10 protein-coding genes are annotated in these 14,734 nt (G+C 68.8%); 9 read left to right on the top strand and 1 reads right to left on the bottom strand.

Features of this window, described 5'->3' with window-relative positions; genetic code table 11:
* Positions 1-2 precede the first annotated feature (2 nt).
* Positions 3-536, top strand: a complete 534-nt coding sequence (locus tag ACZ5LB_RS12540) for a hypothetical protein (RefSeq protein ID WP_464602562.1) — start codon at positions 3-5, stop codon at positions 534-536.
* Positions 537-921: 385 nt separating this feature from the next.
* On the opposite strand, the gene ACZ5LB_RS12535 is transcribed toward ACZ5LB_RS12540, so the two are convergent.
* A complete protein-coding gene (locus ACZ5LB_RS12535; protein WP_464602561.1) occupies positions 922-1,638 on the bottom strand; it encodes an efflux RND transporter periplasmic adaptor subunit in 717 nt (238 codons plus the stop codon).
* A gap of 180 nt (positions 1,639-1,818) precedes the next feature.
* Here ACZ5LB_RS12535 and ACZ5LB_RS12530 point away from each other — a divergent pair, with 180 nt between their 5' ends.
* The 8 genes from ACZ5LB_RS12530 (at position 1,819) to ACZ5LB_RS12495 (ending at position 14,694) form a co-directional block, all read left to right on the top strand.
* Complete coding sequence (locus tag ACZ5LB_RS12530) at positions 1,819-2,211, top strand: BlaI/MecI/CopY family transcriptional regulator (RefSeq protein WP_464602560.1); 393 nt, start codon at positions 1,819-1,821, stop codon at positions 2,209-2,211.
* Positions 2,208-4,097 carry a M56 family metallopeptidase gene (locus ACZ5LB_RS12525; RefSeq protein ID WP_464602559.1) on the top strand — a complete coding sequence of 630 codons (1,890 nt, stop codon included), beginning with the start codon at positions 2,208-2,210 and terminating at the stop codon, positions 4,095-4,097. The genes ACZ5LB_RS12530 and ACZ5LB_RS12525 overlap by 4 nt, the downstream gene beginning before the upstream one ends.
* Positions 4,098-4,195: 98 nt before the next feature.
* Positions 4,196-4,837, top strand: coding sequence for a redox-sensing transcriptional repressor Rex (locus tag ACZ5LB_RS12520; RefSeq protein ID WP_464602558.1), 642 nt, complete (start codon positions 4,196-4,198; stop codon positions 4,835-4,837).
* A gap of 24 nt (positions 4,838-4,861) precedes the next feature.
* Positions 4,862-5,104 (top strand): (2Fe-2S) ferredoxin domain-containing protein, encoded by a 243-nt coding sequence (locus ACZ5LB_RS12515; RefSeq protein WP_464602557.1) that lies wholly within the window; start codon positions 4,862-4,864, stop codon positions 5,102-5,104.
* Positions 5,101-6,786: a [Fe-Fe] hydrogenase large subunit C-terminal domain-containing protein gene (locus tag ACZ5LB_RS12510; protein WP_464602556.1), complete on the top strand. Its 1,686-nt coding sequence runs from the start codon at positions 5,101-5,103 to the stop codon at positions 6,784-6,786. The genes ACZ5LB_RS12515 and ACZ5LB_RS12510 overlap by 4 nt, the downstream gene beginning before the upstream one ends.
* A 1-nt stretch (position 6,787) precedes the next feature.
* Positions 6,788-8,041: a SpoIIE family protein phosphatase gene (locus tag ACZ5LB_RS12505; protein WP_464602555.1), complete on the top strand. Its 1,254-nt coding sequence runs from the start codon at positions 6,788-6,790 to the stop codon at positions 8,039-8,041.
* A 279-nt stretch (positions 8,042-8,320) separates the two neighbouring features.
* The gene (locus ACZ5LB_RS12500; RefSeq protein ID WP_464602554.1) at positions 8,321-11,401 is read left to right on the top strand and encodes a TonB-dependent receptor; all 3,081 of its coding nucleotides are present in this window, start codon (positions 8,321-8,323) and stop codon (positions 11,399-11,401) included.
* Between the two features lie 53 nt (positions 11,402-11,454).
* Positions 11,455-14,694, top strand: a complete 3,240-nt coding sequence (locus ACZ5LB_RS12495; protein ID WP_464602553.1) for a putative Ig domain-containing protein — start codon at positions 11,455-11,457, stop codon at positions 14,692-14,694.
* The last annotated feature ends 40 nt before the right edge of the window (positions 14,695-14,734 follow it).

Here is a 14,734-nt window from a genome sequence, read left to right as displayed (position 1 = left end):
CCATGCCCCTGACCACGGATGTGCTCATCCAGGAACTGGCCTTCGACACGGTCCCCACCGGCGGTACCCTGGCGCTCAAGGTCCGGCGCCTCACCGCGACCCTGGGCGGCCCCTGGCTGGAGACGATGTGCCGCCTGGGCCTCGCCGCCGCGGCCGGCAAGTCCCCCGTGGGCCTCTCCTACGTGGCCTCCCGCTTCCTCCCCGACGGCGCCGAACTGACCTTCAAGGCCGGGGAGGGTTTCATGAGCCTGAGCCCTACCCTGCGCCTGGAGGTTGCCGGGGAGGGCCCCGGCAAGGTGCGCGTCAAGGTGGCCGAGATCCGGTCCGCCATGCCCGTGGAGAAGATCGTCGGGCCCTTCCTGGACAAGCTCATCGAGCGCCTCTGCGCCCGCCCCGGCATCCAGGCCCACCCCACGGAACCCCGGGCCGTCCTGGTGTCCATGAACGCGATCCTGGAGGGGCGGGGGGTGACGTTCGACGAGGACGGGCGGTGGGAGGTGAGCGGACGGGATGGAGTGCTGACGGTTCAGGTTTAGGGTTGGTGGAACCTGCTCTGATGGAACCAAGGTCCTGGTTGCGTCGGGTAAAAGACAATTACGCTGAGGGCGCAGAGGCGCTGAGGTACGCAGAGTTGGCTTCGCAACCCGATGCGCCGACCCATTCCACCCAGGCCCTGACCGCTATCGCGGTCCGCGCCGCTGCCGCGGCGCGCGGAAGCGGGCGCTGGCCCTTCCGCATGCGAGCCTGTGGCGGGCCAGCGCCCCCTTCCTTGGACGGGCCTGGGCGGCATGGGTCGGCATGCCTGATCGCGAAGCCACCTCTGCGTAACTCTGCGCCTCAGCGTGCTCGGCGTACGCGTTTTTTCGCCGAAGTCACCGCAACCTCATTCAGGGCGAATCGATTCCCACGCTTCCACAAGCGTCAGGAGGCGTCCGGCAGATCCACCAAGGCCTTCACCCCAGCCCGCAACCCCGGCGCCGGATTCCGCACCAGGAGCTTGAGCCGCATGAGCCCCGGCGCATCCGGGCACGGCGTCACCAGGACCACTTCCGCCTGCTGCGAGGTCATGCCCTCGGGGGTCGCCACATGCACGGTGAGCTTCTGGCCGGAAACCAGACGGCTGACCTTTTCGGGCCGGGCATTGCAGAGGATGGTGGCCCTGCTCAGGTCCAGGATGCGGAACACCACCTGGGAGGCGTTCACGGATTCGCCCAGCTCCCGGGCGCGCTCCACCACCAGGCCGTCGATGGGGGCGAGGATGGTGCGCAGACGGAACTGTTCGGCGGCGGTCTCGTAGTGGAGCCGCGCCAGTTCCAGTTCGATGCGGGACTCCACCGCCCTGGCCTCGGGGATCACCCGGTTGTCGAAGAGGCTCCGGGCCCCCTTGGCCTCGTACTCCCGGCGGTCCAGCAGGGCCTTGGAGCGCTTCATCTCCAGCTCCTCCAGGCGCGCGTACAGCTGGGCCAGGGGTTGGCCGGCCTTGACCGTTTCCCCTTCGGCGGCCTTCAGCTCCACGATGTGGCTGGAAACGGGGGCGCTCACCTCCACCTTGCGGTAGGGCTGCACCGTGCCCTCGAGGGTCGGCGCCGCCGGCGACGGAAGGGCAAGGAGAAGGCAAAGAATGGCGGAGCGGTGCATGGGCTTCCCTGAAAGGCGAGACTCCAGGATACCCTCCACCGCCCGTCCCAAGGGCCGCAAGGCGGGCAGAGGGATTGTCGGCACCGACGGCGTGTCCCTGGGCATCCGAGAAATAAAAATTCCAGTCCATTGACACCTACGAATAAGTTCGTATCTTTGATTCATCACCGCGGAGTTCCCATGTGCCCCGATCCCACCCGTCCCTCGGACGGCGAGCTCGCCATTCTCAGCGTCCTCTGGCGCCGGGGCCCCTCCACCGTGCGGGACGTGCACACGGAACTGGCCCGGGAACGCGACCTGGGCTACACCACCGTCCTGAAGCTCATGCAGATCATGGCGGACAAGGGCCTGGTCACGAGGGACGCCTCGGCCATGACCCACGTTTACCGCGCGGCCCGGGAGCAGGAGCCCACCCAGGCGTTCCTGGTCCAGGACCTGGTCCGCCGCGCCTTCGCGGGCAGCGCCAAGGACCTCATGGTCCGGGCCCTGGAGTCCCACGCGGCCTCGGGGAGTGAACTCGACGAGATCCAGCGGCTGCTCGACGCGGCCCGCCGGAAGGCGGAGGCGCCATGACCTCCGCCGTCCTCTCCCCCTGGCTCCAGGCCTTCGCCTGGGCCCTGGTGCACTTCCTCTGGGAGGGCGCCCTCGTCGGGTGCGCCGCGTTCCTGGCGCTGCGCTTCGCGCGGCGTCCGGAGACCCGGTACCTGGTGGCCTGCATGGGCCTCCTGGCCATGGTCCTGGCGTTCCTCGCCACCCTCGCCCTGACGCCCCCGGAGGCCACGGCGATCCAGGCGCCCGCGGCCTTCTCCGGAACCGTCACCGTCCTGCCTCCGGATCTCCGGGAACGGCTGCAGGCGCAGCTACCGAGCATCCTCCTGGTGTGGTCCGCGGGCAGCGCGGCCCTGGCCCTGCGGCTGGGGGCCGGGCTCCTGTGGCTCTACGGTCCCTGCCTGCGCAGGGCCACGGCGGCCCCGGAAGTCCTCGAGGCGAGCCTGGACCGCCTCCGCCGGGCCTTCGCCCACCACCGCCCCGTGCGGCTCCTGGTGTCGGACCTGGTGGACTCCCCCCTGGTGCTCGGCTTCTGGCGGGACGTCATCCTCGTTCCTTCTGCGGCCTTTCTCTCCCTGCCGGAGGCCACCCTGGAAGCCGTCCTCGCCCACGAACTGGCCCACGTGCGGCGCCGGGACTTCCTCGTGAACTTCCTCCAGAACCTCGCCGAAGTCGTCTTCTTCTTCCACCCCGCCGTGTGGTGGCTCTCCCGCGAGATCCGCGCGGAGCGGGAGCACTGCTGCGACGACGCCGCCGCGGCCCACTGCGGCGGGGGCCTGCATTTCGCCCAGGCCCTGGCGGATCTGGAGACCCTTCGCCACCGACCCCCCACCCAGCTGGCCCCGTCGGGCCACGGAGGCTCCCTCATGCACCGCATCAAACGCCTGCTCCTGCCCGTGCTCCCCTCCCAGACCCTCACCCGCCCCGGCCTCCTGGCCCTGGCCGCCGTCGCCGTCCTCGGGGGCGGCGTCCACTGGACGCCCCTGGAGGCCGCCCCGCCGGCGCCCCCCGCACCGCCCGTGGAGGCCGTTCCCGCGCCGGCCCCGGCCGCGGCCCCGGCGGTTCCCGTCATGGCCCTGGCGGCCGTCCACGCAGCTCCTTCCGTGGACCTGCCCTCACCCCGGGCGGCCCTGGAGGTCCCGGCGGCCCCCGCCGTTCCCGCCCCCGCGCCGAAGGTGGCGGCGCCCCGCGGGGAGGCGCCCCCGCCGGTCCCGCGCGCCGCCTTCCGGGGCCAGGGCGTCTTCATCCCGGCCCACGCCGAAATGGCGGTCATCCAGGGCAACGCCAGCCAGAACCGGTCCTTCTCCTTCGAGATCCCGCCCCATTCCCGCATCGGGCTGGACGTGAAGGCCGCCGGGGAGATCCCCCGCTCCACGTACCGCCTGGAGGTGGTTCGCCAGCACGGTCCGCGCGGCTTCAACGAGCGCGCTTTCAACAACACCTCCGACCGAGCCGTCATCGTCGAGGTGGAGGTCGTGGCCAGCCGGAAGGCCAACGACGGGCCCGGTCTGTCCCTGGATCAAATCGAGGCCGGCCGCTTCACGATCCAGGTGACCCGCACCTGGGATCCCGCCGCCCAGGACCCCCGGACCGGGGCCGCGCCCTTCCCGGAGGGCGGCCTGGATGCGCTCCCCGAGGTGGCCATCGCCGATCTCCCGGTGGCCTACCGCCCTGCGAAGCCCACGTATCCCCCGGATGCCCTCGCCGCCGGGACCGAAGGCGCCGTGACGCTGCGGGTGGCGGTGGGGAAGGACGGCTTCCCCCTCCACGTGGAGAGCGCAGGCGGCACCCCGTCGTTCCGGGCGGCCGCGGAAGCCTTCGCGTGGCGCTGGGTGTTCTTCCCGCCCCGCGTGGGGAAGGAGAACAAAGCCGTGCGGATCGTCTTCGGTGTCAATTTTAAATTAAAGTAATACAGCAAATAGAACCACTGGCTTGACATCCTGACCGGCCGGTCCACAATTGCTACCGTGGTATCGATACCATGGTAGCAATTGAAATGGAGGGGGGCATGGCGTACGGATACCGGATCGGGAGCCTCCCCCTCACCACCGTCCAGCGCCTCCCCAGCTACCTGCGGGTGGTGCGAGAAATGCGCCGCCTGGGCCGGGAGGTGGTTTCCAGCGCACGCCTGGGCGAGCTGCTCGGCCTGGAGGCCGTGCAGGTGCGCAAGGACTTCGGCTTCATCGGCATCTCCGGTCTGCCCAAGATGGGCTACCAGGTGGAGGAGCTCGTGCTGGCCATCGAGCACTGCCTGAACTGGAACCAGGTGCGGGACGCGGTGCTGGTGGGCGTGGGGCACCTGGGCATGGCCCTGCTGGGCTACGAGGGCTTCAAGGCCCACGGCCTGGAAATCTGCGCCGCCTTCGACATCGATTCCTCCCTGACGGGGCTGGTGGTCCACGACACGCCCGTGTGGCACATGGACCGCCTGGAACCCGAGTTGCGCAGCCTGGGCGCGCGCATGGCCATCCTCACCGTCTCCCCCGACGCCGCCCAGGAGGTGGCCCTGCGCCTGGCCCGCGCAGGCATCGAGGGCATCTGGAACTTCACCGGCTGTCCCCTGGACCTGCCCCCGGGCGTCATCGTCCAGGACCAGGACATCGCCATCGGCCTCGCCGTGCTCTCCGCCAAACTCTCATCCCGGACCTAGGTCCGGTTCACGAAAGGGCATTTCATGTGTGATGCCGAAGGCCTGCCCACCCTCACCATCTGCCTTGGAAGCTCCTGCTTCACCCGGGGCAACGACGAGACCCTTCCGCGGCTCCAGGCCTTCCTGAAGCGCAGGGGCCTGGAAGACCGCGTGGCGCTCAAGGGCGCCCGGTGCGAAGGCCGCTGCCAGCACGGCCCCAACCTGCGCCTGGGGGACGTGTTCCTGGACCCGGCCACCTGCCTGGAGGACCTGGGGAAGGCGCTGTGAAGGCGGGGCCGGTCTACTCCGAGCAGGCCCAGTGCCAGGACTGCTACAAGTGCGTGCGGGCCTGTCCCGTGAAGGCCATCCGGGTCAGCTCGGCCCACGCCTACGTGATGCCCGAGCGGTGCCTGGCCTGCGGGGCCTGCGTGCGGGCCTGCCCCAGCGGGGCCAAGCGGGTGCGGGACGACCTGCCCGCGGTGGAGGCGCTGCTGCGGGGGGACCGGCCCGTGGTGGCGTCCCTGGCCCCCTCCTATGTCAGCGAATTCCCGGGGGGACCCGGGCGGATGATCGCCGCCCTCAAGCGCCTGGGCTTCGCCGGGGTGAGCGAGACCGCCCTTGGCGCCCAGGAGGTGTCGGCGCGCCTGGCCCGGGACCTGGACGCCCAGACCGGCCGCATCTGGATCTCCACCGCGTGTCCCGTGGCGGTGGACTACGTGCGCACCTACCTGCCCGAGCGCATTCCCGACCTCACGCCCCTGGACTCGCCGCTGCTCGCCCACGTGCGGCTCCTGCGGGCGGAGCTGGGCGACCTGCCGGTGGTCTTCATCGGACCCTGCATCGCCAAGAAGCTGGAAGTGGACGACGCGCCCACCCTGGCCGCCGCCCTGACCTTCGACGACCTCCGGGCCTGGCTGGACCGGGAAGGCATCGACCCCCTGGACCTGGAGCCCGAGGGCGCCTTCCTCCTGGGCTCCGCGGCGGAAGGGGCCCTCTACCCCATCGAAGGGGGCATGGCCCGGGCCACGGCCCTCAACATGGCCACGGACGGCACCCGTTTCGTCACCCTCAGCGGGCTGGGCCCCATCAAGGAGGCCCTGGCCGACCTGCCCCGGCCCCGGGGCAACGTCTTCCTGGAACTGCTGGCCTGCGCCGGCGGTTGCGTGAACGGTCCCGCCGCGCGGCGCCCCCCCGTCCCGGCCCGCATGGCGGTGCTGGACGGCGCCGCCGAGGCTGACGGCGCCTACCCGCGGGCAACCCGGGTGGACCTGCACCGGGGATTCAACCCGCGGACGCCCACGGAGCCCGAGGTCCCCGCGGGCCAGTTGGAGGCGGCCCTGCGCCGCCTGGGCAAGGCGGGCCCCGGGGACGAGCTCAACTGCGGGGCCTGCGGCTACGACACCTGCCGGGAGCTGGCCGGGGCCATCCTGGCGGGCCGGGCGGAAACGCGCATGTGCGTGTCCAACCTGCGCCGCCTCGCCGAGAAGAAGGCCAACGCCCTGCTGCGCACACTGCCCTTCGGCGTGGTGATCGTGGACGAGGAGCTCCGCATCATCGAGAGCAACGACGAGTTCGTGCGGCTCCTGGGCGAGGAGGCCGCGCTGGTGGCCGAGGCCCAGCCGGGCCTCGCCGGCGCCCGCATCGACAAGCTCGTGGACTTCGGCGGCCGGTTCCGGGAGGTGCTGGAGGGCGGGGACGAGCTGATCCGCCAGAACCTCGCCAGCGCCGGGCGGACCCTGAGCGCCACCATCTTCACGGTGGAGCCCGGGCACGTGCTGGGGGCGCTGCTCCTGGACGTCACCGAGACCGAAGCCCGGCAGAAGGAGATGGTGGGCAAGGCCGAGGAGGTGATCCAGAGCATGCTGGCCAACGCCCAGGAGATCGCCTTCAGCCTGGGGCGCAACGCCGCCCGCAGCGAGGGGATCCTCAACTCGATCATCGCGGAGTTCCGGGGGCCCCATGGAGGATGATATGAACGAAGGGGGACCGCGCGGTCGCTTCGCTCCCTCTCCGTCCCCCCTCGTGCTCCCCCACGTGGCCGCCGGGCAGAGCCCGGCCGCCACGCCAGTCTTCATCGAGGTGGATTACTTCGGGTTGCCCTGCGGCGGCGAGCACCTTTCGGGCGACCTGTTCCACTCCCGCAGCCTGGAGGAGGGGCACCGGGTGGTGTCGGTGCTGGCCGACGGCCTCAGCAGCGGCGTGGAAGCCGCGGTGCTGGCCTCGGTGACGGCGTCCATGGCCCTGGAGTACGTGGAGTGGAACATCGACACCGCCAAGGCCGCCGCCATCCTCATGGATTCCCTGCCGGTGGACCCCGTGCGCCGCATCAGCTACTCCACCTTCACCATCGTGGACGCGCGCCGCGACGGCCGCACCCGGGTCTTCGAGCACGGCAATCCGCCCGCCATGCTCATCCGCGAAGGCACCCTGGTCCCCCTGGAGCGCACCGTCCTGGCCCAGCCCCGGTGGGGCAACCGCCGCCTGCGGGTGAGCGAGTTCCAGAGCTGCGTGGGCGACCGCATCGTCCTGTGCTCGGACGGCGTGACCCAGTCTGGCATGGGCACCCCGGCCCTCCCCCTGGGCTGGGGGGAACCCGAGGCCGCCGCCTACGCCCTGTCCAGGCTGGCCCGCTCCCCGGAGCTGTCCAGCCGCCGCCTGGCGGAACTCATGGTGGACCGGGCCCTGTGGAACGACGGCGGCGCCGCCGGGGACGACATCACCTGCGGCATCATCCACCTTCGCCACCCCCGGGTGCTGCAGGTGCTCACCGGCCCCCCCTTCGACCGCGCCCGGGACCGGGACTTCGCGGCCCTGGTGGACCGGCCCGGTTCCCGCAAGGTGGTGTGCGGCGGCACCACCTCCAACATCCTGGCCCGGGAGCTGAACCGGGAGGTGGAGATGGACCTGGCCTTTCCCGACCGGGAGGTGCCCGCCCCCTCCGCCATGGCCGGTGTGGAGCTGGTCACCGAGGGGTGTCTGACGCTGGCCAAGGTGGGGGAATACCTGGAGGCCGGCGCCTGTCCCCGGCGCAACGCCGCCTCGCGCCTGGTGGAGCTGCTCCTGGAATCCGACATCATCCACTTCCAGGTGGGCACCGCCGTGAACGAGGCCCACCAGGACCCGGCCCTGCCCGTGGAACTGGACATCCGCCGCAACGTCATCAAGCGCATCGCGGCCCTGCTGGAGACCCGGCACCTGAAGAAGACCCAGGTCTCCTATTACTGACCGGTGGTCGGGGGAAGGGCCGTCAAGGGATCTTCTCGCGTGTCTCCAGCGGGGCAGGGGCGCGAAATGGGGCGAAAACCATTCCCGGGGGATATGGATTGATGAGTCCACTGGTCACAATTGGCGTTTTTCTTCCGCTGCAATGAAAAATTTTAACAGTAATTAACCTCCCTGTTTTCGCGTCTGTGCTAGTGTCTTCTAATCCTTCATAAAAGGGTGTACCGCCAGGGGCTCCCACAGCCCCCCCCGGGTGTCGAACGAGTTCGCCAAGGAGAACAGATGTTTAACAGGAAGTCCTGCTTGATCGCCCTTTCGGCCTTGACCTGCGCCATGGTGGCGACGGCCCAGACCGGCACCACGTCCGGCGCCATGAGGGGCGCGGTCAAATCCAAGAAGGGCTCCGCGGTCGCGGGGGCCCTCGTCGCCATCCGCAACCTGGAGACCGGCTTCGCTCGTTCACTCGTCACGGACGCCCGGGGCGAGTTCCAGTTCCCCTTCCTGCCCGTGGGCAACTACGAGCTCGTGGTCACGGCCAAGGGCATGAAGACCGCCAAGGACCCCCTGGTGCGGGTGAGCCTGGGCCAGACCAGCACCCAGAACTTCTCCCTGGACATCGCCGAAGCCTCGGCGGTGGTGGAGGTGGTGGACGTCACCGCCAGCCTGGACGTGGCCCAGATCAACACCCAGACCTCCCTCAACCAGGACCTCATCTCGGCCGTCCCCCTGGCCACCCGCAACTTCACGGACCTGGTCCAGCTCACCCCCGGCGCCGCCGACAACGCCGAGGGCTACCGGACCTCCGTGGAAGGTGCCCGCGGCGTCCAGAACAACCTCCAGATCGACGGCGCCAGCTTCAACTCCAAGTTCAACAGCGAGCAGCGCGGCGGCACCCGGGTGCCCTTCTCCTTCGGTGCGGACTCCATCAAGGAGCTCCAGGTCATCACCAATTCCTTCGACGCCCAGTACGGCGACGCGGTGGGCGCGGTGGTCAACGCCGTGACCAAGACCGGCACCAACGAGCCCTCGGGCATGGCCTTCATGATGTTCAAGCCCAATTCCCTGGTGGCCCGGGTGCGGCCCGTGGACTACGACCCGGGGAACAGCAAGAACAACCTCGCGGCCCGCACCCGCGACTACAAGACGGCCCAGGGCGGCTTCAACTTCGGTGGCCCCATCATCAAGGACAAGCTCCACTATTTCCTCAACGTGGAAGCCTCGCGCCTGGAGGAGCAGAGCGTTCCGGCCTTCGGATACACCGATGTTCCCGGAAACACCGCGGCGGATCACGCCAAGTTCTGGGCCCCTTCGGGAATGGGGTCGCTGCTCATGACCAGCCCCGGCACCACCCTCGCCCAGGAAGCGAACACGCCCTGGACGGACAAACAGACGAACCTGGTCGTCATGGGCCGCCTGGACTGGACGGTGAACGAGAACCACACCGCCACCCTGCGAATCAACTCTCAGAACTACAAGGGACTCAATGACATCTACCCCGGGACCCGGCGCTACGACGTGGCCGTTTCGGGCAACTCCACCATGACCTTCAAGAGCCTGTCCGGGGTCCTGGAGCTCAAGTCGATCCTCGGGCCGAGCCTCCTGAACGAGGGCCGCCTCCAGATCGCCACCGAGGACCGGCCCACCACCCCCAATTCCACCACCAGCGCCCCCGTGCGCATCGCCTCCAATTCCATCAACGCCGGCCAGTACTACATCGACCCCCGGGTCACCACCGAGCGGACCACCCAGTTCCAGGACACCATCACCTACCTGTCCGGGGATTGGAACTTCAAGGCCGGCGTGGACCTGCAGTACATCCACATGAAGAACCGGTATCTTCCCAGCCAGAACGGCAACTGGTCGTTCGGGACCTACCTGATGGCCAACAACTGGTTCGAGGGGACGGTCGCGGGATCCGGACTGACCTACAGCCAGGGCTACTCGCCCCTGGACGGGGTGAGCGACTTCAGCGAGAAGTACTTCGCCGGGTTCCTCCAGGGACAGTACACGGGCCTTCTGGACAAGCGCCTGATGCTAAGCCTGGGCGTGCGGGCCAGCAGCGAGCGCTGGAGCGGCAACCCCAATCCCAACGGCAAGCTCCAGGGCCTGGACCGTCAGCCGGACGACAAGGCCGTCGATCCGCGCTTCGGCTTCAGCTTCGACGTCTTCGGCAACGCGAAGACCGTCATCCGGGGCGGCTACGGCTGGTTCAGCATCAGCAACCCCGGCCAGACCGCGTCCGCCGCCATCATGAACAACGGGCTGAACCTGGTCTCCTACTCCGTCAGTTCCTCCTCCAACGCCAGCATGTTCAATCCCGGCGGCCTGCTGTCGGCGTCCAGCCGGTGGGGCGGTCCTCTCACCGGGACCAGTTCCCTGAAGCCCCTCAGCGACGCGGACCTGGCGCTCCTGCCCAAGGACGCCGTGAACGTCACCATCATCGACCCCGAAGCCAAGATGACCCAGGCCCGGTCCATGTCCCTGGGCGTCGAGCAGGACCTGGGCAACGGCTACACCCTGGGCCTCAAGGCCACCTACAAGAAGTACCTGAACCTCCAGTACGGCGTGAACATCAACCTCGCCCAGAACGCCGACGGAAGCATCACGGCCCTCGACGGCCGCATCTACAACGACGGCTACCCGACCAAGTGGAACCACTTCTCCAACACCGCCACGAACCGCCCCTACACCGCCATCGTCCGGGGCCGCCAGCTGGACCTCAGCGGCTTCGGTGACGTCATCCTCTCCAAGTACGACGGGGAAGGGCGCTACCGGAACCTGGTGCTGGAGTTCGGCCGCAACGTGCCCGGGCAGTGGGGCTTCAAGGGCAGCCTGACCTTCGCCAAGGCCGAGGACAACAATTCCAACGAGCGCGCCACCCTGACGTCCAACAACGCCCTCACGGAGAATCCCGCCGACCCGCTCCAGTCGTACGCCCTCAGCGACAACGACCACAAGTTCCGGGCCGTGCTGGCCTGGTGGGCCCCCAAGGTCTACGGCGTCCGCATTTCCGGCGTCACCACCTTCACGACCGGGCGTCCCTACTCGGGCGTCTACTACAACGATGTGAACGGCGACGGCAAGTTCATCGACACGGCCGGAGGACGCAACGCGTTCCGCCAGCCCTCCACCAAGACCTTCGACCTGCGCCTCGACCGGGCCTTCAAGGTCACCAAGGGCCTGGCCCTGGAAGCCATCGTGGACATCTACAACGTCTTCAACTGGTCCAAGATGTGGACCAACCAGAATACCTACGCCGCTTCGCCCACGGACCGGGGCAGCTACGCCGACACCTTCGGGAAGCTGAACATGCCGGACAGCAAGACGCGTGAGGTGCAGTTCACCCTCAAGGCCCGCTTCTAGGCCCGGCGAACATGACGAAATCCTTTTCCGATTCAGCCTCTTCAGGAGTACCTATGTTTACCCGCTTGACCCCCCGAGGAACCGGCAAGGCCCTGGCCTATGTGGGCACCGGCATCTGCCTGGGCCTCGTCTCCATGCAGCTGGGCTGCACCAATTCCAACAAGGCCTTCGAGACGCCCTCCCCCAACATCTCGGCCTTCCTGATCTGCCGGCCCAAGCAGGGCGGCTGGGACTCCGACGCCACCCGGACCGTCAACATCGCCAAGGGCGGCACCGTCCTGATCCGCGCCAACTTCGCCACCACGGGAGGCACGGCCCTCATCACCCCCGGCAACCTGACCCCCACCACCAACGGGGTCATCACGATCAACGGCATCACCTCCACGACGACCTTCACCCTCACGGTGACCAGCGCCAAGGGCGAGGTCAGCACCCAGACCGTGACCGCCGTGGTCCTGCCCGCGCCCTCCAACCTCACCTACGCCACGCCGGACGCGACCTGCTACCAGGACGTCTTCGTCGGCACCAACGCGGTCACCGTGGCCGGGGGCGGAACCTACACCTACACCGTCAACCCCGGTCTGCCCGCGGGCATGACCCTCGACGCCATCACCGGCACCATCTCCGGAACGCCCCAGGCCACCAGCCCGGCCACCGTCTACACCGTCACCGCGGTGGATTCCGTGGGCCAGGCCACCTCGGGCACCGTGACCGTCCGGGTCCTGGCCACGCCCGTCACCTATACGGAAAGCGTGCGCGCCGTCGTGGCGGGCGATTCCGCGACCCTCGCCTGGGACGCCACCCAGGTTCCGGGCCTGTTCACCAGCGCCACCATCACCGCGAATCCCCCGGATGCGACCCTGCCCGCCTCCATCGGCCTGTCCGGAACGGCCACCGTCACCCCCGCCGTCACCACCACGTACACCCTCTCCCTCCAGCCCGCGGCCGGCGGCCCTGCCGTGGTTCGGACCCTCGGCCTCACCGTCGGCTCCGGCCCCCTGGCCTTCGTGGACTTCAAGGGCACGCCCTCGGTCACGTCCCTGGACGGCACCAGCGTCCTCTCCTGGGACTACCTGAACACGCCCGACACCCTGACCCTGGACGGCGTGGACGTGATGGGCCTGGTGTCCAAGACCGTCAGCCCCATCCGGCGCCAGGTCTACACCCTGACCGGCAGCAACCTTCTCAATCCGGCCGCCATCTCCATCACCACCGCGGTGGGCGCCAAGGGCTTCGACCTGCTGGCCGGCAGCACCGCCGGCCCCGGCTACGTGGACGGCACCGGCACCGTGGCCAAGTTCGGCCTGAACTCCGCTCCCATCAGCGGCAGCACCGCTGCCTCCATGAACCTTTCCATCGATCCCAACGACAACATCTATGTCGCGGATTCGCTCCTGGCCAATATCCGCATGATCAGCCGCACCGGGGAGGTCACCACCCTCGCCGGCAGGGCGGGCGTTTCCTGGATCAGCGCCGCCGTGAGCGGCGACGGCAGCGGAAACGGGACTGCCGCCCGCTTCCGGAACCCCACCCACGTCCTGTACGTGGACCCCAACACCCTTTACGTGTCCGATTTCTACTCCCATTCCATGAGGCAGCTCGCCAAGCAGCAGGATGGAAGCTGGACGACGTCCGTCCTGGTGGGCGTTCCCGGCACCTACGGCAATGCGGCCACCCAGAACCTGGACAACCCCATCTGCAGCCTCCAGTACAACGGAAAGCTGTACATCGCCTCGGCCTATGACTCCTCGATCCGCATCTACGATCCCGCGGCCGCGGCCGGATCCAGGATCACCGTCCTGGCCGGCGCCAATGGCGGGCAGCAGTACGGCCTGAAGGATGATACCGGCAGCCTGGCCCTGTTCCGCACCCTCTCGTCCATGGCCATCAACCCCGCCGACGGCACCATCTATGTGGCCGACCGCGAGAACCACGCCATCCGCCAGGTGACCCAGGCCGGCGTGGTGACCACCATCGCCGGGGCCTATCCCGTCGCCGCCTCCGGCAATGTGGACGGCAGCGGCCTCACGGCCCGGTTCGCCCGGCCCACCGGCATCGTCCGGGCCGCCGATGGCACCCTCTTCGTCACCGACAACAACAACCACACGGTCCGCAAGCTGGTGTACAACGCGGGCACCTCCGCCTGGGACGTCACCACCATCGCCGGCACCGGCGCGCCGGGCTACAAGGAGGGCGCCGGCGCCGAGGCCGTCTTCAACGGGCCTGAAGGCATCACGATGGATTCCGCGGGCACCCTCTACGTGGCCGACGCCGTCAACGCCGTGATCCGCAAGCTCACGCCCTCCGCCGAAGCGACCCCCGTCTACACCTCCGCCCCCTTCGCCGGGGCCCGGAATGCGGGCACCACCGACGAGACCATCGCCACCGCCCGGTTCTACGGCCCCAACGGCGTAGCCGTGGACAGCAAGAACACCACGTTCGTGGCCGACGAGCTCAACAAGGTCGTGCGCAGGATCGGCGCGGACGGCACCGTCACCACCATCGGCACCGGCTACACCTTCACGGATCCCTACTGCCTGACCGTGGACGCGAACCAGAACGTCTATGTCATCGACCGCCTCGCGGCCTCCATCAAGGTCGTCAAGATCGACAGCACGGGCGTGGCCAGTGTCCTGCCCCTGAACTACTCGTTCACCGCCAACACCCCCCGCGGCATCGTGGTCACCAACGACGGCGCCAGCCTCTTCATCGCCCACGGCGCCAACATCCGCAAGTTCGACGTCGCCACGGGCGTTCAGGCCGCAGGCGCAGTGGCGGGTCAGGGGGGCGTCAACGGCCTCGCCCTGGACGGGACCTCCCTCTACTGGGTGGACTTCTCCCAGCACACCGTGCGCAAGGCGAGCCAGGACTTCAGCGCCGCTCCGACCGTGACCGTGGTGGCCGGCGGGAACACCTCGTCCACGAGCGGCTTCGTGGATGCCGCGGGCAGCGCCGCCCGCTTCTACAACCCCGTCAACCTGGCCATCAAGAAGGACGCCACCGGCAACGCCAAGTTCATCTACGTCGCGGACCAGTCCAACCACGCCATCCGCAGGATCGAGGTCGCAACGGGCCTCGTGAGCACGGTGGTGGGCGTTCCCGAAACGCTGACCAACTGGAATGGCGGCACCAGCATCGTGTCCGGGCGCCTCAACACCACGCGGGGCACCCTCGATACCACCGGAACCGCCGGCGTCTACTTCCCCAAGGGTCTCGGGATCACCACCTTCGGCGACCTCATCGTCACGTCCGGTGACGGTGTCCTGCAGATCACGGCTCCCGAGAACGAATAGAACCCCCGATCCGAATCCCTGAAAACCTGCTGACCCTCGA

This window comes from Mesoterricola sp. MK458, from assembly GCF_055384935.1.
This window is presented reverse-complemented; position numbering and strand designations above follow the sequence as displayed.